We start from the raw sequence: 21,678 nt of genomic DNA on the forward strand, positions 1-21,678 counted from the left end.
TGGTTCAAGAAGTTTTCGGATTGATTCCGGAACGCTTCTCAACCATTTGAAGGCTGACTCTTTTTCGGGCGCGAACAATATGACGGCAAAGATCTTCATCGACGGCGAACACGGCACCACGGGGCTCCAGATCCGCGCCCGCCTTGGAGAGCGCAGGGATATCGAACTCCTCTCGATCCCCGTGGAGCGGCGTAAGGACCCAGCCGCCCGCGCAGAGTTCCTGAACGCGGCCGATATAGCCATTCTCTGCCTGCCGGACGATGCGGCGCGCGAAAGCGTCTCGCTCATCGCGAACGACACGACGCGCGTGATCGACGCCTCCACCGCGTACCGCGTGAGCGAAGGCTGGGCCTATGGCTTTCCCGAAATGGACAAGAGCCAGTCCAAGGCCATTGCGCAGGCGAAGCGTGTCGCCAATCCCGGCTGCTGGCCGCAGGGTCCAATCGCCCTTCTGCGTCCGCTCGTCTCCGCCGGTCTGCTGCCAGCGGATTTCCCGGTCACGATCAACGGCATTACCGGCTATTCCGGCGGCGGCCGCTCGATGATCGAGGACTATGAGGGCAAGGGCGAGGACGCGCCGGAATTCTTCCCCTACGGCCTCACACTCAGCCACAAGCACCTGCCGGAGCTGCGCACCTACGCCAAGCTTGCGCGCGACCCGCTGATGCAGCCGGTGGTCGGCAATTTTGCCCAGGGCATGATCACTATGGTGCCGCTTCAGCTCGGCCACCTTCCCCGCGTGCCCAAAGGCGAGGAGCTGCATGCGGCCATAGCCGATCACTATGCGGGCATCGAGGGGAGCGCCGTCGAGGTTGCGCCGTTCCAGGCCATCGAGCGTTCGCCGGAAATCGAGCCCGAGCGCTACAACGACACGAATACCATGCGGCTCTACGTCTTCGCCAATGATGCGCGGGCGCAGGCGCTGCTCTTGGCTGTCTATGACAATCTCGGCAAGGGCGCGTCGGGCGCTGCCGTGCAGAATCTCGACCTGATGCTTTCCGGGCTCCGCTGACGAATGCTCCGCGGCCGCTCGCGCCCGCTTCGTCGGTATGCGCCTCAGCGGCGAAAGCCGAATTCTGCTGCTAAAGAACTAAGCGGCCGCCTGCATGAACGGATAGGCGCCCCTGGTTGCACGCCAGTGGGCGGTGGCAAAGCCAAGCACGATCAACGCCATCGCCTGATGGGCAAGCGCCACATCCATTGGCACCACCATGAGAAGCGTCGCGATTCCGATCGCTGCCTGCACGCATACCAAAAGGAAGAGAAGGACAGCCCTGCGCGCATGGGTTGAGTCGGGCTCGGCGCGCAAAGTGGCAATCGCATGCCACAAAGCCAGCAGGAGGACGACATAGGCCCCAAGACGGTGCACAAACTGCACGGTTTTGGGATTTTCGAAGAGGTTCACCCAAGCTGGACGATGCTCGAACAGGCCCTGGGGTACCAAGGCCCCATCCATGAGCGGCCAGGTATTATAGGCCATGCCGGCGTCCAGCCCCGCGACAAGCCCTCCAAGATAGATCTGCACGAGCACGGCGACGACGAGCCAGAAGGCGAAGCGGCGGGTCGAATCGAGCGCGGGTTTCCCGCTGTGCGGTGCCAGGCCGCGCGCCACCGCCATGGTGGCATTAAAGATGAGGCAGGCAATGGTGAGGTGCGTGGCCAGCCGATACTGGCTGACATCAACGCGCTCGGAAAGCCCGGAGGCCACCATCCACCATCCCACTGCCCCCTGCAGCCCGCCCAAGGCCAGGATGCCCAGGAGCTTCGGCTTTAGGTGGCGTTCCAGCCGACCGGTCACCCAGAAGAAGAGGAGCGGCAGGGCGAAGACGAAGCCCACGCCGCGCGCGAGCAAGCGGTGCGCCCACTCCCACCAGAAGATGCCCTTGAACTCCTCCAGGCTCATGCCCTTGTTGATCTGCTCATATTCCGGGATCTGCTGATATCTGGCGAACTCTTCCGCCCATTCCGCCTCGCCAAGCGGCGGGATGACTCCGTGAATAGGCTTCCACTCCGTGATGGAAAGGCCGGAATCGGTGAGGCGCGTGGCACCGCCGACGAGCACTATCGCGAAGAGGGTGACGATGACGCAGTAAAGCCAGATCCGAACCCAGAGGCGGTTGCGGCGTGCGGCATCGGTCAGCATAGGAGAAACAGGAAACTCGGTAGCGGCGACCATTTGTGTGTCCGGCGGTTTGCCGTTAGGTGGACCAAAGTCGCCCCGCTTGCAAGTTTTCCCCGCGCGACATGCGGTCGCCCTGCGGGATGCGGCATTATAGGCCTGTCGAAGGGCCGTTGTTTGCGTTATTGCGACCTCTCGAAAGGTAATCGCGATGCCAATAAGACTGAAAAAACTGATCGGCATGCTTCTTCTGGTCTTGCTGGTGGTCGTTTACGCCATCGTCTCGACGGCTTTCGCCGTGGCGCAGCTTGCGGACAAAAGCGCGCTCGTTCACCTCGCCTTCTATCTGGTTACGGGGCTGCTTTGGGTGCTTCCCGCCATGGCGCTGGTTAAGTGGATGGAAGGAAAGCCCAGGCGGCGCGGGAACTAAGCGCCAACTGGAGCAATCCGCACGCCGCTGTTCACCATTTTCTGGTCATTTGCTGGCACGTTGGGGTGCAACCGGATTGTCAGGATCGAGGATGGTTGAGGGCGAAAGCCAACCACGGAAAGATGCGCAGCCTGCCGCTCAGGAGAGATCCGCGGCCGGGTTGGGCGGCTATTCGGCCCGGATTCTGGTTGCGGAAGAAGAGGCGCTGGAGGCCTATCGATCTGCCTGTCAGGGCGCCGTCTTTGCGCCTCCGCAAAGTCCTCTTTGGGCAAGAGCCTGGCTTCGGGGTCAGGGCCGTAACGGCTTGATTGCGCTCATCCAGCGCAGGGGCGCACCTGCGTTAGCGCTCGCATTGGAAGTGGTTGCCATAGGCCCTCTGCGCATCGCGCGTTTTGCCGGAGGGCGGCATGCCAACGGCAATTTTCCCGCCGTCAACCCAAATGCCTTTGCCGATGGCGCAGACCAGGCCGCGGCGGTGCGCGCCTTGATCGGCGCACTTCAATCAGGCCGCCCAGAAATAGACATGCTTGCCTTCGAGCGGCAGCGGGAGGCTTTTCAGCAATGCGCCAACCCACTGCTGGCGTTTCCCCACAGCGCCAGCCCCAACGTGTCGCTGGCCGTCGACCTTTCCGAAGGGTTCGATAAGCTCCTCAGAGACAAGCGCCGGCGCAGAAGGCGCCAACTTCGGCAAATGGAAGCAGCAGGCGGTTACCGCCGCCTAACAGCCGCCTCCAAGGAGGAGGTGGAAGAAGTCCTCGAGCTCTTATTCGCCTGGAAAAGCGTCCGCCTCAACCGCATGGGAGTTCATGATATTTTCGGCTCGGACCAGGTCCGCGCGAGCTTCCGTCGGCTTTTCGTCTCCGCGCTTGAAGAGCCGCAGCCTTCATTCTTCCTCCATGCCCTTGAGGTGGGGGGGAAAATCCGCGCGATTACCTGCTCGAGCCGGACGGCCGAAAGCATCATCTGCGAAATCAGCACCTTCTGCGAAGACGAGCTTGCCTATGCCAGCCCGGGCGACTTCCTGTTCTATGAGAACATCGCGGAAGCTGCCGCAGAAGGGCTTGCCTTCTACGATTTTGGCGTTGGAGACGAGCTTTACAAACGCCTTTGGTGTGACGTTGAAACCAGACATGCGGATGTCTTCATCGGTTTGACGCCGCTCGGACGCGCCGCAGCACAAGCAAATTTTGCGGTGGCGGGGGTCAAGCGCGCGATCAAGCAAAACCCGACGCTAGCAAAGCTTGCGCGGCGCGCGCGGCAGATGTCGGCCAAATCCCAGGCTCAGGAAAATTAGCGCCTAGGCAACATCCCGGTCCGGCGGGGCAGCGGGGGGTACATACCCGACAGGAGACACGAGAATGGGCTTTCCGAGCCCTTTCTCCCTGATCTGAGCGGCCGCGTCCGCAACACGCTTTTCCCCGGGGTCGAGGACACTCACGAGCACCTGCGCATCCTCATCCATAAGCGTTTGCACCACGCCGGCTTCAGCCGCCCCACATTCAACCACCACCACGTCGTAAGCGATGGCGAGTGAATTCATGATGATGGGCAGCCGGTCAAAGGCGCGCATGGCCTTTTCCGGATCGGCCGTACCCACCGGAATGATCTGGCAGCTGGAATAAAGGTCGGCATGGATGACGTCGGCAAACTGTGCTTCCGACGCCAGAAGATTGGTGATCCCCGCATATGAGCTGGTCTCCAGCATGGGGGCCGTGGCAGCGCCGGAGACAGTCAGATCGAGAAGGATGACACGTAGGCCCGCATCGGCCATTTCCCGCGCTACGAGCACTGCGGTGGCCGCAGCTTCGTCCCCCTCGGGAGAAACGAAGATGGCTCGAATGATGCCCTTTGAAATAAGCGCCTCGGCGGCCGCCGCGATATCGACCTCACCAAGCCTGGCCGGGGTGCTCTTTGCTGCCGTGGCTGCCATCCGCGCCGCCATGCGCACCGGAGCCGATTCAGAGAGCGCGGGCTGAGAAGCCGTTGTTCCAACTGATGGGCGTTCGATCGATCTGGGCGCGGCCGGCTCGGCAACTACCTCGCTGCCAGTCTGGACATAAGCCTCGGCCGGCCGCATGGCACGGCCGCTGAACAATTCCCTTAGCAAGGTAAAGATTATCATTGCCAGAAGAGAGGCGGCGAAAGCGGCAATCGTGAGAGAGAGGACTTTCGGGAAATAAGGCTCCTGCGGGACCACCGCACGCGAGAACACCCGCGCATCGACCGGCAGATAATCACGTTCGCCACGGGCCGCGGCCTCCCTGTAGCGCGTCAGATAGGATTCAAGCAGTTCGCGCTGGGCTGTTGCCTCCCGTTCCAGGGCGCGCAGATCCACCTGTTGTTCGCCAGCGCGGGCGGACTCGACCTTCAGCCTGTTCAATTCAGCCGTAAGATCCACCTCGCGGCGCCGCGCGGCTTCGGCTTCGGCTTCCAAACCATCCAGCACCTTGCCGGCTTCGGCCCGAATCTGGCCATCCAGGTCTGCGAGTTGCGATTGCAGCGCACGGATGCGCGGATGCCCCCCCAATAAGGTGGTGGACAAGTCCGCAATCTGTGCCCGAAGCTCGATCTGCCTCTCACGCAGCCGCTGAATCAAGGGAGAAGCAAGCACTTCCGGGATGGTGTCGATCGAACCGCCGCCTTCAATCGCGGCGCGGACGCTCTCTACCCGTGCCTCCGTCGCCGACCTGTTGGCCCGCACACGGGAGAGCTCGCTCGAAAGCTCGGCCAGCTGCTGCGTGGCGAGCACCGTGTTGTTCTGCCCGATCAGAAGATCGGAGTTGGCGCGGAACTCCGCAACCCTGGCTTCGGCTTCCCTTACTCTCTCTCGCAGATCCTCGATTTCCGGCTCCAGCCAACGCGTGGCATCCGTGTTCGATTGCGACTCGGCGGCCTTCAGGCTCGCCACATAGGCATCCGCGATAGCGTTGGGCACGCTGGCGGCAAGCTCTGGATAGGCTGAGGAATATTCGATGACGATGACACGCGAATTCTCCACCTGGTAAACGGTCAGGTTTTTGCGGAACTGCGATAGCAATCTCTGTTCCGGCGGCGTTTCGGCCCCGCTCTTTGCGCCCACTGACATCAACAGCCGATCCAGCAGCGTTGGCTGGGTGCCGGCAAACTCGCTGTGGTTCGCAAGATCAAGGTCGCGCGCAACCTGGGTAAGGATATCCGTGGAGGTGATGACCTGCACCTGGCTGGCGACACCCTGTTGATCGAGAATCGCGCGCTCATCTGCCGCCACCCCCTGGGGCCGCGTGTAGACCGATTCACGCGATTCGATCAGGACGCGCGTCTCCGCCCGGTAGAGCGGGGTCGCCAGCAAGAGGAGCAAGAAGACCACGGCAGTGATGGCGAGCGAGATAAATAAAATGCGCACCCAGTCACGGCGGAGGCTCGTGAACAGCCGTGGAAGATCGACGTCAACGTCGTCGGCCAAGATTTCACCCCTCTTCATGCACAAAACTCCGGCCTCGCCAATGCGCGAATGGTAAATGTCTATGGTAACTGCAAGGTTAAGCAGGGAGTAGAATCCGCTTAACCGGCCATTAACCCTAATCATCGGATAAGGAGGAAGTATGGAGGCTTGCTAATAGGCGAGCATTGTTGGATTTGGCCCGTTGCTTATGAAGACTCAGTTCCCACTCCTGACGATGCTGATCGCCGCAGGCCTGTTGGCGGGATGTTCGGGCTATCGTCCAGCCCCACCAGCCTTCCACAAGGCGCTCTACCAACCCTATATTCTTGATGCGGGCGATCGCCTGCGCATCACCGTTTTCGATCAGGAGAATCTTTCCAATACCTACGGCGTCGACCAGGCCGGCTATATCGCCTTTCCCCTTATCGGCTCGGTTCCAGCGCGCGGGCGCACATTGAAACAGATTGAGCAGACGATCGCTGAAAAGCTGCGTGCCGGCTATCTCCGCGATCCGAATGTGACCGTAGAGGTCGACCGCTATCGTCCGGTCTTCATCATGGGCGAGATCGGCGCGCCGGGCCAATATTCCTATGTGCCGGGCATGACGGTTCAAAAGGCAATCGCAGCCGCGGGCGGCTTCACCCCACGCGCTTATCAAGGCACCGTCGATATCACACGCGAGATCAACGGACGCGTCATGACCGGCAGGGTGCTTATCTCCGACCCGTTGCTTCCGGGCGATACCATCTATATCAGAGAGCGGCTGTTCTGATGCATTTGGCCCCACGCTAAGCTCTTGCGCATCGTCCATTGCTTTCGTTCGCCGGTCGGCGGCATTTTCCGCCACGTGAGAGATCTCAGCGAGGCTCAGGTTGCTGCTGGCCACGACGTCGGAATCGTTTGCGATTCCACAACCGGCGGCGCTTATGAGGACCGGCTTTTCGCCGAGATTTCAGCAAAACTACCCCTCGGGGTCTCCCGCACACCCATGCAGAGGCATCTTGGTCCCGGCGACGTTACGGCGGCACTCCAGACGCTGAAAATCATTCGGCGGTTGCGTCCGGACGTGCTGCACGGGCACGGGGCAAAGGGCGGCGCCTATGCCCGGCTGTTCGGCACCGCGCTGCGGGCGTCAGGGCGCAAGGTCGCCCGTATTTATTCTCCCCATGGCGGAAGCCTCCACTATGACGCCAGGAGCCCCGCCGGGCGATTCTTCTTCGGCCTCGAGCGGCTGATGGGGAACATCACGGACCACATCTTCTTCGTTTCACTTTACGAGCAGCGGGCCTACGAGAAGAAGATCGGCAAGCCGCGCGCGCCATCAAGCCTGGTCTATAACGGGCTCAAAGCCGCTGAATTCACGCCGGTGATCGATGTCCCCGACGCCGCGGACTTCCTTTACATCGGCATGATGCGCGACCTTAAGGGGCCGGATCTCTTCATCAATGCGCTCAAGGAGGCCGAGAGCAAAACAGGCCGGCAGCTAAAGGCGGTGATGGTGGGGGACGGCGACGATCTCCCCAAATACATGGCCCAGGCGAAGGCGCTCGGGTTCGGACAGCGGATCACCTTCCACCCGGCCATGCCCGCCCGCGAGGCATTTGCACTCGGCCGCACGATGGTGGTGCCCTCGCGCGCGGAGGCGATGCCATACATCGTGCTGGAGGCGCTGGCGGCTGGAAAGCCGCTGATCGCAACCGCGGTCGGCGGCATTCCCGAGGTCTTCGGCGAGGGCTCCCCTGCCCTCGTCTGGCCGTCCGTTTCCTCGCTTTCCGCGAAGATGGCCGCCGCGCTTGCCGACGAAGCAGCCTACCGCCGCTTCATGCCCAGCGCGAGCGATCTCAGGGCCCGCTTTGGTGTGGACGTCATGGCGGAGCATATCGAGACCATATACCGCAAGACGCTTAAGACCGAGAGCGTCTAATCTGCTAAGGAACTTAGACTGCCCGGCGAATTCTCAAGGTTTTCTTTAGCCTTGGATGTTAACGACAGCTAAATTGGGCGTGGGGAAATGAACAACGCCGAACGAAAGCATCGTTTTACGCCCGAGGGCGGGCCGACCGAGGAGCCGCATCAGCGGCGCCCACGCCCCGTGCTGAGCAAAATTGCACGGCAGGTGGCCCAGCAATATCGTCGCGACACCATGTCTCCCGTCATGGTGAGCGGTGTCATGCGCCTCATCGAATTTGGGGCACTGCTTGTTGCGGGGCTTCAAATCTATGCGGTGCATGTGGGGCTCGGCACTCACCTTTCCTGGCATTATCCCATCGTCATCCTCGCCGTGTCGCTTCTGGCAGTCATCCTTATGGAGTTCTCCGACTGCTACCAGATGCCGGCGCTTCGCAACCCCGTCACACAGGCAGGACGCATCCTGCTCATCTGGTCGGCGACCTTCGCGCTGCTTACGCTCGCGCTCTTCTTCCTGAAGATTTCCGAGGAATTTTCGCGGTTCTGGCTCGGCATCTGGTATCTCAGCGGGCTGGCACTTCTGCTTGTCCTTCGCCTTATCGCGTCGCGGCTCATCCGAAGATGGGCGCGCAACGGGCGGATGGAACGGCGTGCTGTGCTTGTGGGCGGCGGCAAGAATGCCGAACACCTTATCCGCTCCATCGAGCAACAGCCCTATAATGATATCCGCATCTGCGGCATCTTCGACGACAGGGATGAAACCCGCTCCCCGCCGGTCGTTGCGGGCTATCCGAAACTCGGCAATATCGATGAGCTCATCGAATTTGCACGCATTGCACGCATCGACATGCTGATCGTCTCTCTGCCGATCACTGCCGAGGCACGCGTGCTAACGCTGTTACGCAAGCTCTGGGTGCTGCCGATCGATATCCGGCTCTCGGCCCACTCGACCCATCTGCGGTTCCGGCCCCGCGCCTATTCCTATATCGGCGCGGTGCCGATGCTCGATATTTTCGACAGGCCGATCAACGACTGGGATTCGGTCGCCAAGCGCGCCTTCGATATCGTTTTCAGCCTGATGGGCATCATCGTCTTTTCGCCGGTAATGCTTGCAACGGCGATCGCCATCAAGCTCGACAGCAAGGGCCCAGTGATCTTCAAGCAGCGGCGGCATGGCTTCAACAACGAGGAGATCGAGGTCTACAAATTCCGCTCCATGTATGTGGAAGCCAGCGATCCCACCGCGCGAAAGCCCGTCACCAGGGGCGACCCGCGCGTGACGCGCGTCGGCCGGTTCATTCGCAAGACTTCGATCGATGAGCTGCCGCAATTCTTCAACGCGCTCTTCGGCAGCCTGTCCTTGGTAGGACCTCGGCCGCATGCGGTGGCGGCGGAGGCGCATAACCGGTTGTTCGACGAGGTGGTGGACGGCTATTTCGCCCGGCACCGCGTGAAACCAGGCGTGACCGGATGGGCGCAGATAAACGGCTGGCGCGGTGAGCTCGATACGGAGGAGAAAATCCGCAAGCGTATCGAATACGACCTTTACTACATCGAAAACTGGTCGCTCTGGTTCGATCTCAAGATCCTGCTCCTGACGCCGATTCGCCTTCTGGATACGAGAAACGCCTATTGAGCACGCCCGGCCAAGCAAGACCTGAGGGCATGTCTCTTTCCCGTGCTGCCATCGATGCGCGACTGAAAGAACTCATTCGTGCGGGCGCGCTGGCGGTGGGTGTCTTTCTTGCCGGTTTTGTGGTTCGCGAGCCTGCGCCTTACGAGATTTATATGGTGGGCCTCATCGGGGTATGGGCGCTTTTCGGGCTCAGGCTTTCCCGGCACGTGATGCCGCTTCTCGTGCTTCTGCTTCTCTTCAATCTCGGCGGGCTCGTGGCCGCCAGCCAGGTTCCCGATCCGGGGCTACGCGATGTGCCGCTCTATCTGGCCGTCTCGCTGTTTCTCGCCCTCACCTCCGTCTTCTTCGCGGCGGTGGTGGAGCAGCAGCCAAGCGTGCTGACCGTCATCTTCCGCTCGTGGTTTGCTGCGGCGGTGATTACCGCATTGGTGGGCATTCTCGGTTATTTCCAAGCATTTCCCGGCTCCGAGATGTTCACGCGATATGGCCGCGCGGCGGGTGTATTCGAGGACCCGAACGTATTCGGCCCGTTTCTCACACTGCCGGGCATCTATCTTCTTCAGCGCATCCTGACCGGCCGGCCGGCCACGGTCCTGCTTGCGATCCCTCCTTTCCTCATCATCACGCTGGGGATCTTTCTTTCCTTCTCGCGCGGGGCGTGGGGGCTTTTTGTAATATCAGCCGTCATGCTTGCACTCGCGCTCTTCATCCATAACAGGCGCGGCGCTGTGCGGTTGCGAATCTTCGGCATGAGCATCGCCGCCTTTGCCATTGCGGCGGTCGCACTCATCATCATTGTCAATATTCCGACCGTGGCCGAGCTCTTTTCCGAGCGCGCGCAGCTGGTGCAGGATTATGACGCCAACCGGGTTGGCCGCTTCGCGCGCCACGCGCTCGGCTTCATGCTGGCGACCGAACACCCGCTCGGCATCGGCCCGCTACAGTTCGGCGTCCTTTACGGTGTCGATACGCACAATATCTGGCTGAAGGCGTTGCTCGACTATTCGTGGTTGGGCTTTGCCGCGCTTCTTACGCTCGTTGCGTGGACAGTGGCCGGCGCATTCCGGATCCTTTTTCGCGCCCGCCCGTGGCAGCCCTACCTCCTCTGCGCATTCGTGGTCTTCCTCGGCCATATTCTGCTCGGATGGGTGATCGACACCGATCACTGGCGGCACTTCTATATGCTGCTGGGCATTATCTGGGGGATGATGGCGCTGGAGCAAAGGCACCAGGCAGGAATACTGAGGGAAAGGAAAATGGTCGGAGCGGCGGGATTCGAACCCACGACCCCTTGACCCCCAGTCAAGTGCGCTACCGGGCTGCGCTACGCTCCGAACCGCGGAAAGCCCTATAAGCTCCAAGGTTCAGGTGCAAGGGCAAAATCATCACCTCGAACAAAAAGCGGATAATCTGGTGCGGCGATGGCGTTAAGGGGCGCGGTCATCGAGCGGCCGGGATCTACTGCACGCGAGGTTTTCATAGAACGGCGGCAAGCGGTCCCGAGACCTCCATCGAGCCGCGGTAGATCATCTCCAGGGCCACGTAAAGGATGATCAGGAGACCGATATAGGCGATCCAGCGATAGCGATCGAGCAGCCGCGCGATGAAGGAAGCCGCAAGCCCCATGAGCGCGATTGAGAGCGCCAGGCCCGCGATGAGAACCGTGGGATGCTCCCGCGCAGCGCCAGCAACCGCGAGCACATTGTCGAGCGACATGGAAACATCGGCAACCACGATCTGGGTCGCGGCCTGGGCAAAGGTCTTGCGCACAAGGGCCTCCCCTGGATTGCCGCCCGCCTTGCCTTCGCCGGGCTCCGCCTGCGGCAGGCTCGCATGGGACCGGATTTCCCGCCACATTCGCCAACAAACCCAAAGAAGCAGGAAGCCGCCCACCAGAACGAGCCCGACGATCTGGAGAAGCTCTATCGCGATCGTTGCAAAAAGGATGCGAAGCGTGGTGGCGGCAAGGATGCCGACAAGTATCGCCCTGGTTCTTAGCGATGGAGCCAGTCCGTTTGCGGCGAGGCCGATGACAACCGCATTGTCGCCGGCAAGAACAAGGTCGATCACGACGACCTGCAGCAACGCCACGAGGCCTGGACCCGTAAAAATCTCCATTATGTCCTGCGCCTGCAGCTGACTTTTGGAAGACAGGTTCTTAGCTGGCGAACCCTCACTTGTCGATGACGGCCGGGTGAGGACGAAGTGATCTGCCGCTCACGAAACCATCTTGAGCAAAATGCGTTTCCGTCAGGTGCCTCTGGAGGGCCCTATGGCGCCACGACCTTATTGGAAGGGCTATTTGAAGCTCTCGCTCGTCACCTGCGCCGTGTCGCTGACGCCGGCCACGAGCGACCGTGAAAAAATCCGCTTTCATACGATCAACCGCGAAACCGGAAACAGGGTTCGCAGCCGATATGTCGATGCGGAAACGGGCAAACCGGTTTCCGATGAGGACGAGGTCCGCGGCTATGAAACCGAAGAAGGCAAATATGTCACCTTCGAAGATGAGGAGTTGGAAGCCGTAGGCCTCGATAGTACCCGCACAATCGACATCGACGAGTTCGTGCCCGCCGATTCGATAGACTGGGTCTGGTTCGACAAACCCTATTACCTGATGCCGGATGACGAGGTAGCGCAGGAGGCCTTTGCCGTCATCCGCGAGGCTATGGCGGCGACAAACACGGTCGGCATCTCCCGGCTGGTGCTTTCCCGGCGCGAAAGAGCCGTGCTCCTGCAGCCGCGGGACAAGGGGATCGTGCTCTGGACGCTGCGCTACGGCGATGAAGTGCGCGATGCGAAGGATATTTTCGGCAATCTCGAGAACAAGAAGGTGGAGTCGCGTCTCGTTTCCCTCATCGAAACGCTGATCCAGGACCTCACAAAAACCTGGGACCCGGAAATGGTGCAAGATCCGGTTCAGGAGCGCCTGAAGGAAATCATAGAAAGCAAGCAGAAGAAGCGGAAAAAGCCTGCACAGCGGAAGAAGACGAAGGAAGATGAGCCGGAGCCACCGGATAACGTCATCAGCATCATGGATGCGCTTAAGCGCTCCATCACCGAGGAGAAGAAGCGGAGCAGGTGAAACTCACGCGGCGCGGCGCGCCTTCCTGCCAAGCGGCACCGCCGCCCGCCAAAAATCCTCCCACGGGTCCTTCCCAATGGCGGCCAAACGTGTTGGAGCATTGGCCACGGTAAAATAATCGGCGGTGATGGCGGGGCTCAGTTCCTCCCAGAACAGCGGCATCGACACCGCCGCCCCCGCCCGCGCCCGTGTGGAATAGGGTGCGACGGCCGTCGCCCCCCTGCCGTTGCGAAGATAGTCGACAAGGATCTTTCCCTTGCGCTTGGCTTTCGTCACGGTGGCAACGAAGCGCTCGGGTGTGTCGGAAGCCATCGCATCGGCGATGCCCTTTGCGAAGGCCTTCACCTCAGGCCAATCCGCGCGCGGCTTCAGCGGCGCCACAACATGCAGGCCCTTGCCGCCGGACGTCTTCACAAAGCTTTCAAGGCCCGCTTGCGCCAGCCGCTCGCGCACCTCCCTTGCGGCATCGATCACGTCCTGCCAGGTGACATCCGGGCCAGGATCAAGGTCCATATTAATGAGGTCGGGGCGCTCCAGATCCTCCAGTTGCGATCCCCACGGGTGGATCTCCAGCGTGCCGCCCTGCACAAGCCCTATCAGGCCCGGCAGACCATCGATGGCGATAATGGGCTCGTCGTCCTCCGGGTCTACGGCTTTCATGATCTCGTGGGATTGACCGCGCCAGGCATGCTTCTGAAAGAAGCACTGGCCCTCAACACCATCGGGACAGCGCACAAGCGCCAGCGGACGATTGACGATGAAAGGACCCATGCGCGGCCAGACTTCCGCATAATAGTCCGAGAGCCCCTGCTTGGTGACACCGGCATCCTTCCAGTAAATCCGGTCCGGGTGCGTAAGCCTGATTGCAGGCGCCGCGCGCTCGGCGGGCTTGGATTGGTTCGTCTCGCGGGTGACATCCGTCGCGCTTTTATCCTCCCGCAGACCCCGGAAGGAGGCATGGCGGATCAAGTTGTCGGCTGTCCAAGTCCGAAACTCCACTTCCGCCACGAGCTCGGGCCGCACGAATTTCGCGCCGCGCGCTTCTTCAGACGTCAGCTTCTTTGCGAAGGGGCTTTTCGCGATGCGCATTTTATCCAGACGCTTGAAAAGATCCTGCGCAAGCGCATGGCTGAAGCCGGTGCCGACACGGCCGGCATATATCAACCGCTCGTTTTCATAATAGCCCAGCACCAGTGAACCGATGGCGCGGTTGGAGGTGGTGGATGGCACGTAACCCGCGACGACGAACTCCTGCCGCATGGAACATTTCGACTTGATCCAATCCTTGCCGCGCCCGGAACGATAGGCCGCATCGCCGGCCTTCGAGACAATGCCTTCAAGACTCAGGCGGCAGGCATGGAGGAAAACAAGCTCGCCATCCTCTTCGAAATGCTCGCTGTAGCGCAGGACTGGTGGCGCGCCATCGAGGAGCTTCTGGAGGGTGGCTTTTCTCTCAGCCAGCGGAACGGGGCGGAAGTCGTAGCCGTCAAGATAGAGCAGGTCGAACAGATAGAGCGCCATGCGGTCGACGCGACCTTCGGATAGCGCTGCCTGGAGGGCGGAGAAGTCCGAAGCGCCGCCCGCTCCCTCCACGATCAGTTCTCCGTCCATAATGGCCTGCCGGACGGGAAGGCTGCCCAAGGCGGTCACGATCGCGTCCCCAAATTTTTCGGTCCAGTCGAGGCCGCTGCGCGTCAATAGCCGCGCTTTGCCGTCGCGGATATGCGCTTGCAGCCGATAGCCGTCGAACTTGATCTCGTGCAACCACCTGCCGCCGGGCGGAGGCGTGCTGCGCAATGTGGCGAGCGCCGGCTCTATGAAGCCGGGATAGCCCGCTTTCTTCGCCCGCTTGGGTACCGAAATTTTCTCGCCAGCGGATTTCTCGCTACCGGCCTTGGTCGCGCGCTTCTTCCGCGCCGGTTTTGCCTCCGCCGGCTGCTCGATCCGCCCGGTCTTCGACGACCAGCCCGGCGCCTCGCCTTCCACCTCTTCGATCACCCGTCCGGTTTTCACCGACTCCGGGCGCTCCTCCAGAATATCCGGATCAGCCTCGCTGCGCGCGGCATCGTCCTCGCCCTTAATGAGCAGCCAGTTTTCCTTCTTCTCGCGCGGCTTCTTCGCCATGCGCACCAGATGCCAGCGGCCCGTCAGCTTCTCGCCGTGCAATTCGAATTCCAGATGGCCCTTGGCATAACCCTTTTTCGCATCACCGATCGGAGACCAGCTTCCGCGGTCCCAGACGATAACGGTCCCGCCGCCATATTCGCCCTTGGGAATGGTCCCTTCGAAATCGCCATAATCGAGCGGGTGATCCTCCACATGGACGGCAAGCCGCTTTTCGCCCGGCACGAGACTCGGCCCGCGCGTGACCGCCCAACTCTTGAGAACCCCATCCATCTCCAGCCGAAGATCGTAATGAAGGCGGCGCGCGGCGTGCTTTTGGATCACGAAACTATCGCCGCGCGGCGAAGCCTTCTCCTCACCCGGAGGCTCGGGCGTAGCTGAAAAGTTCCGCTTCCTGCGATAGGTGGTGAGCGCCATCAGCCCGCCTTGCGGCGCTCGCCGGAAGCACTCTTCTTGCGCGTGCCGGCGCGCGTCTTCTTCGGTGCCTTGCCTGCTCCCGCGCTTTGGCGCAGAGCCTCAAGCAGGTTGACCACCTTGGTTTCCTTGGGCGGTTTCGGCGGCTTGATCTCGCGGCCCTCCATCTTGGCCCGCACGAGTTCCGCCAATGCCTGGTCGTAACGGTCGTCAAACGTGTGGGGGTCGAACTCGCCGCTTTTGGTTTTGATGATGTATTTGGCCAGATCCAGCATTTCGCCTTCGATCCTGATGTCGGGCAGATCGTCGAAGACCTCCGAGGCAGGCCGCACTTCGTAGTCGAAGTTCAGCGTGTTGGCAGCGAGCCCCGGTCCTTCCGGGCGCAACAGGAGCGTGCGAACGCGGCGGAAGAGCACGGCGCGGGCAAGGGCAGCCACCTTCTTGCGGCGCATACCCTCGCGTATCACCGCGAAGGAATCCGTCGCAACCGCGCCCGAGGGCGCCAGATAATAGGGGCGGTCGAAATAGACGGCATCAACCTTATCGAGAGGAACGAAAGCCTCGATGCGGATAGTCTTGTCGCTTTCGGGAACCGTCTGCGCGATTTCCTCCGGTTCGAGGATAATGAATTGATTGTCGCCCGTATCGTAGCCCTTGACCTGCTGCTCCGGCTCGACCGCCTCATCCGTTTCCTCGTCGAAATACTGGCGGTGGACCCTATTCCCGGTCTTCCTGTTGAGGATGTGAAATGACACGCGGGCGGACGTGGTTGCCCCCGCGTAAAGCGCCACCGGCAGCGCCAACTCGGATATCTTCAGGAAACCCTTCCAGGAAGCACGCGGCGCCAACTGATTCTCCCCTGTCAAGACAAAAACAAACGCGACGGGTAACGAGAAGGTTCCGGCTTTGGCTCAGCTCTCTCCTTGCGGATGCAGCATACCCATTTTGGGTACTATAACTCCGAAATCATGATGCATCCCTTACATCACAAAACGGTTTATTGCGTAAATCTAAAATTGAATATCACAAAATGCGCACCATCATCGTGCGCTTTTAAAGATTTTTGAAGTCTGTATTTAACTTTACTATAACAAGGATCTTGCTATTTTTGGTAAGCTTGCTGAAGTTTCTGGGCGGGGTATTTTCCGGGCGGATTCAGCCTGGTGTCGACCAAGGATACATGACCAATGAGAAAACTGATCTTTGCTTCGATCTCCACCGTTGCCCTTCTCGCACTTGCGGCATGCGACGAGCAGGGCACGCAGGGCGGCGGCGCAGATACCGGCGCTACGACCACTACACCTGCTCCCGCCACCGGCGACACCGGTGCCGGAGGGGGTACGGCAACCACGCCCCCAAGCACCGGGGGTACGACCACGGCACAGTGACACCACTGACGAAGGTCAAACAGAAAAGGGGCACCTGAGTGCCCCTTTTTCGTTCCAGCAGGACCGGCTCAACGTACCTGGTCGAGCAGGCGCTTGCATTCCAGCAGATCGAACAGGGCTTCCTGAAGCAGTGCCCTGTTGTCGCGCGAGAGACGATTATCATCGGCTGAAACAGGGCCGTCCTCATCGCCACGATTGAGGCCGAAGAAGCGCAGGCTGGGCTTCACCTTGGGCTTGCCAACCACGAGTTCCTCTTCGGATGCTTTTTCGGCAGCCTTCTGATGAATGACTTCGACGGCGGCCAAATCGCCACGCCCAACAGCGGCCATGAACTGGTTGCCGTTTTCACGCAAAAGCTTTTGCACGCCTTTGATCGTATAGCCCTGATCATAAAGCATGTGGCGAATGCCCTTGATCAGCTCCACGTCCTGGGGACGGTAGTAACGGCGCCCGCCGCCGCGCTTGAGCGGCTTGATCTGCGAGAATCGCGTTTCCCAAAAGCGCAGCACGTGCTGGGGCAGGTCCAGCTCCTCGGCAACCTCGCTGATGGTGCGGAATGCGTCCGGGCTTTTGTCCATTCGGTATCGACCTCCTGCGACTCAGACCGTTATTTTTTCGCGGCTTGGGCCAGAAACGCAAGGGAAAGAGATCGCCGATGCACGGTTTCCAATGTGCCCGGCGAGCAATATCGGCTTAATCGGCGCCCCGATCAGCGAGACCGGCGGCTAGGATGAAGCAGTCGCCTCCTTGCTCGGCTTCCGGGTCTGGTGCGCGCGCAGAATACGGCTCTTCAGCACGTTCGATGCCTTGAAGGTCATCACCCGGCGCGGAGAAATGGGGACCTCTTCGCCGGTTTTCGGATTGCGGCCGACCCGCTCGTTCTTCTCTCGCACCTGGAAGGTGGCGAAAGACGACAGCTTGACCGTCTCGCCGCGCACAATGGCGTCGCAAACTTCCTGCAACACCATCTCGACGATCTGGGCCGACTCAGTGCGCGAGAGGCCGACCTTGCGGTAAACGGCCTCGGCGAGATCAGCTCGTGTCACCGTCTTTCCCCCCATCCGGCTCTTCCCAATCCAATCGAAACTATTGAAAATACTAGTGCGGCCGGAACGTTAAGAAATTGGACGGGCGAGGTCAAGAACCAGAAAACGCGCTCATGCATCCAAAAAAGCTACCACCGCAGCAGCACCGCGCCCCAGGTGAAGCCGCCCCCCATGGCTTCCAGAAGCACCAGATCCCCCTTCTGGATCTTGCCCTGTGATACCGCGTGGTTGAGCGCCAGCGGAACGGAAGCTGCGGAAGTGTTGCCGTGGAGATCTACGGTGATAACCACCTTTTCTTCCGCAATGCCCAGTTTCTTCGCGGAAGCGTCGATGATTCGCTTGTTTGCCTGGTGGGAGACAAACCAGTCGATGTCTTCGGCCGTGATTCCGGCCTGACCGAAAACGTCCTCGATCACATCCGTGATCATTCCGACAGCATGTTTGAACACCTCACGCCCCTGCATCCGCAGGTGCCCCACGGTACGTGTGGTCGAGGGCCCCCCGTCCACATAAAGCTTTTCCTTGTGTGATCCGTCGGAGCGCAACGCCTCGGCAAGTATGCCGCGATCGCTTATGTCCCCCTGCCCTTCCTCCGCTTCCAGGACGATAGCCCCGGCTCCATCGCCGAACAGAACGCAGGTCGTACGATCCGTCCAGTCCAGGATGCGCGAGAACGTTTCCGCCCCGATGACCAGCGCGCGCTTGGCCATACCGCCGCGAATGTAAAGGTCGGCCGTGGTGACCGCGTAGACGAAACCGCTGCAGACCGCCTGCATGTCGAAGGCGAAGCCCTGGCGTATACCGAGCCGCTCCTGAATTTCCACCGCGGTGGCGGGGAAGGTGTTGTTGGGCGTCGACGTCGCCACCACGATCAAATCGATATCAGCAGGGGCAAGACCCGCGGCATCCAAGGCGCGGAGTGCCGCAGCCTCGCCGAGCGAGGCTGTCGTCTCGTCGTCCGATGCAATATGTCGCTGGCGGATCCCGGTCCGTTGAACGATCCATTCGTCGGACGTTTCCAGCCGCGTCTCCAAGTCCTTGTTCGTCACGACTCGGCGTGGCAGGGCCGCGCCTACACCACGCACGGTGGATCTGATCATTCTGTTTCCCTATGCATTGGAGACAGCTCCGGCAGGTGCCACAGGGCGGCGCGCATGATAAAGATCAAGCGTGGCGCGCGTCTTATCCAACAGTCCGCTCTTCACCATCTCGTAACCGAGTTCCACGGCCGCTGCGAAGCCTTCCTCATCGGCAGCGCCATGGCTCTTTACCACGATCCCCTTGAGGCCGAGGAATACGCCGCCATTGGTCCGGCGTACGTCCATCTTCTCGCGCAAGCGCTGAAACGCATCCCGCGCAAAGATATAGCCGATTCTGGCCATCAGCGTCCGGCTCATCGCCGCGCGCAGATATTCCGCGATCTGGCGCGCCGTTCCCTCGGCCGTCTTGAGCGCTATATTGCCGGAGAAGCCCTCCGTTACCACCACATCCACGGTGCCTTTGCCGATATCATCTCCTTCGACAAAACCGTGGTATTGCATGGTTTCGAGGGCGGCTTCACGCAGCATACGCCCCGCCTCCTTGACTTCCTCCTGGCCTTTGATCTCCTCCACGCCGACATTCAGAAGGCCCACGGTCGGCCGTTCTATGTCGAAAAGGGCATTGGCCATCGCCGCCCCAAGAATTGCGAAATCGACGAGTTGCTGGGCGTCCGCGCCGATGGTGGCGCCCACATCGAGGACGATGCTTTCGCCGCGGATCGTGGGCCATATGGCGGCTATCGCCGGCCGCTCGATATCGGCCATCGTGCGAAGACAGAATTTCGACATGGCCATGAGCGCGCCGGTATTGCCGGCGGAGATGCAGACATCAGCTTCTCCATCCTTCACCGCCTCTATGGCTTTCCACATGGAGGACTTCCACCGGCCATTGCGCAGCGCCTGGCTGGGCTTGTCGTCCATGCGCACGGCCACTTCGCAATGGGTGAAGTCGCTGACGTCGGCAAGGGCCGGAAGCCGATCCAGAACGGGCCGTGCCTCGTCCTCGCGGCCGAAGATGAGAAACCTCGCATCGGGCCGGCGCTCCGCCACCCGAAGAAGGCTGGGGAGCGTGACCTCGGGACCGTGGTCTCCGCCCATTGCATCGATCGATATGCGTATCACGCGGCGTGCCTCAGCTGTCGAACGGAGCGGAGCCCCCAGAAAAGCCCGGCGAAAATAGCGTGTTTGCGCGCCCGCACAACCTTGATTTCCATCCTTTTCACTTTGTCAGCCATTTCCCTTGAGTTTCTTGAGCGCTTCATAAAGCGGGCCAGCATCTATCTCCTCGCCTTGCACTGGAAGCTCCAGTCCCGATCCCTCCTTGCGGGGGTAAGGGTCAATGGCAAGCTCGAAAAACTCTTCCGCCAGCGCCCCGACATCGACCGAATCGCCCGAAAAAACCTCGGGCAGATCGTCACCCTCGGCCTGGATAACCAGTTCGACGGTCTCGTCATCGATTCGGGAGAGGCGCGATCCCTCCGGCACCAGGATGGCGGAAACCTCTTCGTCTATTCGTGCAGGCAAGGGTTCAAGCGTCACAATACAGGCCTGGGTAATATCCGCTTGAACGCGGCCCAAGACCTGCACCCCGTCCTTCTTCCATGGCCGAACGGCCAGTTCCGCCGAGAAGTGCTCCACCGACAGAAGACCGTGCAGCCGCGCCAATTCCCCGCATTGGTTCGGATCAGCCGCAAATGTCACGGTAACGCCCTTGGCCGGGAGATTCCGCACATTGACCTCGTAAGAGACAGGGCTTTTCTCAGGTCGGGTTTCCATCACGATTTCTCCTGCGGCAAAGGCGGGAATGTCAGCTTTCCGGCCAGGAGTTCCTCATTGGCAAGCCCGGAAAGTACATGACAGGCCTCCAACATATAGGCAGCCAGTACCGCCGACTCATCCCAGACCGCGCGATCTGGCATGATGTTCCGCCTCAAAGCGCCCGCAAGCTCCGCTTCATTTCCAGCGTCCACAGCTTGGCCATAGGCTGAAAGTCTGCCGTAGAACATCCGCGCAAGCTTTTTTATGCGCTTGGGAACGCCGAGATCGCCGATGCCCAATTCCCTCAGAGAATGATCGACCTCGCGAAAGAAATAATCGGTGAGCTCTTGCGCCAGATCGGCCAGTACACCGGTTTCGCCGCGCAGCCGATGGAGAAGGAGAAAAAGGTGGAGAGACAGCATTTCGAACCGGCCTAAAGGGGTATCGGGCACCTGCAGCTCGGAATAGAGCCGGGGCCGCCGTGCTGCCGCCACGATTTCCCCATACAGCGCCTCCACCACACGTTGGCGAGCGCGCCGCTGCGCGCCGAACGGCCACTGGAACATGAAGGTCGCCTCCTTCGGCTGGGGTTAACATGACCAATGCGGCTGATCCATAGCCAGGTCCAGTTGCATCGGCGCGAAAGCTGGTTTACCGGTTTTGCCGACCTGTGCAAGGTGACGGCCTTTCTCCAGACAGGCCAGCAAATCAGGGAGATGTCGTTGCGGGTACGGAAAATCAATGGGAGCCATGCCTGCCGGGCGCTTCTCGCCGCGGCGGTCGGTGGCGCCGCTTTGGCGGTTTCAGGCTGCGGCAACGTGGCCTCCACGCTCAACGCGCGGGAAACCCTGACGCAGGGCTATGTGATCGACCCGCAGGCGCTGGAGCTGGTGCCGGTGGGATCAAGCCGCGAGCAGGTGCTTTTGGCATTGGGCACGCCGTCGACCACAGCCACCTTCGATAACGAGGTTTTCTATTACATCTCTCAAAAGCGAGTGCGCGGCGCGGCTTTCATGAACGCGAAGCTGGTCGACCAGCAGGTGCTTGCCGTTTATTTCGGGCCAGACCAGCGCGTGACGCAGATCGCGCATTACGGGCTGCAGGACGGGAAGGTGTTCGACTTCATCTCGCGAACCACGCCGACCGGCGGCCGCGACCAGAATTTCATTGCACAGATGATTGCGGGTGTCGCGCGCGGCGCGCCGCCTGCCAATCCGCTGGGCGCCGCTGGCGGCGGCGGTCAGTAAAGAGCGATCGATCCCACGAAAAAGGCCCGCAGAAATGCGGGCCTTTTTGCTTTTGATGCTCT

The 21,678-nt window shown here is 60.8% G+C and carries 21 protein-coding genes and 1 tRNA gene; 10 read left to right on the forward strand and 12 right to left on the reverse strand.

The features are described from left to right. Positions 1-79: 79 nt before the first annotated feature. A complete protein-coding gene (argC, locus tag GNP00_RS01935) occupies positions 80-1,012 on the forward strand; it encodes an N-acetyl-gamma-glutamyl-phosphate reductase (RefSeq protein ID WP_011580500.1) in 933 nt (310 codons plus the stop codon). 78 nt (positions 1,013-1,090) lie between these two features. Here argC and GNP00_RS01940 read toward each other — a convergent pair whose 3' ends face one another. Next, positions 1,091-2,176: a COX15/CtaA family protein gene (locus GNP00_RS01940; RefSeq protein WP_011580499.1), complete on the reverse strand. Its 1,086-nt coding sequence runs from the start codon at positions 2,174-2,176 to the stop codon at positions 1,091-1,093. 154 nt (positions 2,177-2,330) lie between these two features. On the opposite strand from GNP00_RS01940, the gene GNP00_RS01945 reads away from it, so the two are divergent. Together GNP00_RS01945 and GNP00_RS01950 are read left to right on the forward strand one after the other, a co-directional pair. After that, complete coding sequence (locus GNP00_RS01945; protein ID WP_011580498.1) at positions 2,331-2,549, forward strand: DUF2842 domain-containing protein; 219 nt, start codon at positions 2,331-2,333, stop codon at positions 2,547-2,549. Positions 2,550-2,640: 91 nt separating this feature from the next. Beyond that, on the forward strand, positions 2,641-3,843 hold the full coding sequence (locus GNP00_RS01950) for a GNAT family N-acetyltransferase (RefSeq protein WP_166015701.1): 1,203 nt from the start codon (positions 2,641-2,643) through the stop codon (positions 3,841-3,843). A 3-nt stretch (positions 3,844-3,846) separates the two neighbouring features. On the opposite strand, the gene GNP00_RS01955 is transcribed toward GNP00_RS01950, so the two are convergent. Then, the gene (locus tag GNP00_RS01955) at positions 3,847-6,009 is read right to left on the reverse strand and encodes a GumC family protein (RefSeq protein ID WP_011580496.1); all 2,163 of its coding nucleotides are present in this window, start codon (positions 6,007-6,009) and stop codon (positions 3,847-3,849) included. A 169-nt stretch (positions 6,010-6,178) separates the two neighbouring features. Between GNP00_RS01955 and GNP00_RS01960 the strand changes: the two genes are divergently transcribed. The 4 genes from GNP00_RS01960 (at position 6,179) to GNP00_RS01975 (ending at position 10,809) form a co-directional block, all read left to right on the forward strand. Next, a complete protein-coding gene (locus GNP00_RS01960) occupies positions 6,179-6,742 on the forward strand; it encodes a polysaccharide biosynthesis/export family protein (RefSeq protein ID WP_011580495.1) in 564 nt (187 codons plus the stop codon). A gap of 24 nt (positions 6,743-6,766) precedes the next feature. Further along, the gene (locus GNP00_RS01965; protein WP_011580494.1) at positions 6,767-7,894 is read left to right on the forward strand and encodes a glycosyltransferase family 4 protein; all 1,128 of its coding nucleotides are present in this window, start codon (positions 6,767-6,769) and stop codon (positions 7,892-7,894) included. Between the two features lie 87 nt (positions 7,895-7,981). Continuing rightward, the gene (locus GNP00_RS01970; RefSeq protein ID WP_011580493.1) at positions 7,982-9,514 is read left to right on the forward strand and encodes an undecaprenyl-phosphate glucose phosphotransferase; all 1,533 of its coding nucleotides are present in this window, start codon (positions 7,982-7,984) and stop codon (positions 9,512-9,514) included. A gap of 29 nt (positions 9,515-9,543) precedes the next feature. Next, entirely contained in the window at positions 9,544-10,809 is a 1,266-nt protein-coding gene (locus GNP00_RS01975) for an O-antigen ligase family protein (RefSeq protein WP_011580492.1), read from the forward strand. Here GNP00_RS01975 and GNP00_RS01980 read toward each other — a convergent pair. Together GNP00_RS01980 and GNP00_RS01985 are read right to left on the reverse strand one after the other, a co-directional pair. Then, positions 10,772-10,848: transfer RNA gene (locus GNP00_RS01980), tRNA-Pro, on the reverse strand. The genes GNP00_RS01975 and GNP00_RS01980 overlap by 38 nt on opposite strands. A gap of 142 nt (positions 10,849-10,990) precedes the next feature. Beyond that, complete coding sequence (locus GNP00_RS01985) at positions 10,991-11,632, reverse strand: TerC family protein (protein ID WP_011580491.1); 642 nt, start codon at positions 11,630-11,632, stop codon at positions 10,991-10,993. 154 nt (positions 11,633-11,786) lie between these two features. On the opposite strand from GNP00_RS01985, the gene ku (GNP00_RS01990) reads away from it, so the two are divergent. Continuing rightward, on the forward strand, positions 11,787-12,599 hold the full coding sequence (ku, locus tag GNP00_RS01990) for a non-homologous end joining protein Ku (RefSeq protein ID WP_011580490.1): 813 nt from the start codon (positions 11,787-11,789) through the stop codon (positions 12,597-12,599). Between the two features lie 3 nt (positions 12,600-12,602). On the opposite strand, the gene ligD is transcribed toward ku (GNP00_RS01990), so the two are convergent. Both ligD and ku (GNP00_RS02000) read right to left on the reverse strand, forming a co-directional pair. Next, positions 12,603-15,140 carry a DNA ligase D gene (gene ligD / locus GNP00_RS01995; RefSeq protein ID WP_166015703.1) on the reverse strand — a complete coding sequence of 846 codons (2,538 nt, stop codon included), beginning with the start codon at positions 15,138-15,140 and terminating at the stop codon, positions 12,603-12,605. Further along, positions 15,140-15,985 (reverse strand): non-homologous end joining protein Ku, encoded by an 846-nt coding sequence (gene ku / locus GNP00_RS02000; protein ID WP_011580488.1) that lies wholly within the window; start codon positions 15,983-15,985, stop codon positions 15,140-15,142. The genes ligD and ku (GNP00_RS02000) overlap by 1 nt, the downstream gene beginning before the upstream one ends. 339 nt (positions 15,986-16,324) lie before the next feature. Between ku (GNP00_RS02000) and GNP00_RS02005 the strand changes: the two genes are divergently transcribed. Then, positions 16,325-16,525, forward strand: a complete 201-nt coding sequence (locus GNP00_RS02005) for a hypothetical protein (protein WP_157038036.1) — start codon at positions 16,325-16,327, stop codon at positions 16,523-16,525. Positions 16,526-16,593: 68 nt separating this feature from the next. Here GNP00_RS02005 and GNP00_RS02010 read toward each other — a convergent pair whose 3' ends face one another. The 6 genes from GNP00_RS02010 to GNP00_RS02035 form a co-directional block, all read right to left on the reverse strand. After that, positions 16,594-17,103, reverse strand: coding sequence for a MerR family transcriptional regulator (locus tag GNP00_RS02010; protein ID WP_011580487.1), 510 nt, complete (start codon positions 17,101-17,103; stop codon positions 16,594-16,596). A 147-nt stretch (positions 17,104-17,250) separates the two neighbouring features. Continuing rightward, positions 17,251-17,586, reverse strand: coding sequence for an integration host factor subunit alpha (locus GNP00_RS02015; RefSeq protein ID WP_011580486.1), 336 nt, complete (start codon positions 17,584-17,586; stop codon positions 17,251-17,253). 113 nt (positions 17,587-17,699) lie between these two features. Further along, the gene (locus GNP00_RS02020) at positions 17,700-18,671 is read right to left on the reverse strand and encodes a beta-ketoacyl-ACP synthase III (protein ID WP_011580485.1); all 972 of its coding nucleotides are present in this window, start codon (positions 18,669-18,671) and stop codon (positions 17,700-17,702) included. A 9-nt stretch (positions 18,672-18,680) separates the two neighbouring features. Next, positions 18,681-19,733 carry a phosphate acyltransferase PlsX gene (plsX, locus tag GNP00_RS02025; protein ID WP_011580484.1) on the reverse strand — a complete coding sequence of 351 codons (1,053 nt, stop codon included), beginning with the start codon at positions 19,731-19,733 and terminating at the stop codon, positions 18,681-18,683. A 105-nt stretch (positions 19,734-19,838) separates the two neighbouring features. After that, on the reverse strand, positions 19,839-20,387 hold the full coding sequence (locus GNP00_RS02030) for a DUF177 domain-containing protein (protein WP_011580483.1): 549 nt from the start codon (positions 20,385-20,387) through the stop codon (positions 19,839-19,841). Next, a complete protein-coding gene (locus tag GNP00_RS02035; RefSeq protein ID WP_011580482.1) occupies positions 20,387-20,935 on the reverse strand; it encodes a ubiquinol-cytochrome C chaperone family protein in 549 nt (182 codons plus the stop codon). Before GNP00_RS02035 ends, GNP00_RS02030 begins: the two co-directional genes overlap by 1 nt. A gap of 150 nt (positions 20,936-21,085) precedes the next feature. Between GNP00_RS02035 and GNP00_RS02040 the strand changes: the two genes are divergently transcribed. Next, positions 21,086-21,616, forward strand: a complete 531-nt coding sequence (locus tag GNP00_RS02040; protein ID WP_011580481.1) for an outer membrane protein assembly factor BamE — start codon at positions 21,086-21,088, stop codon at positions 21,614-21,616. Positions 21,617-21,678: the final 62 nt, after the last annotated feature.

Source organism: Chelativorans multitrophicus, assembly GCF_011317445.1.
In the GTDB taxonomy this organism is placed as follows: domain Bacteria; phylum Pseudomonadota; class Alphaproteobacteria; order Rhizobiales; family Rhizobiaceae; genus Chelativorans; species Chelativorans multitrophicus.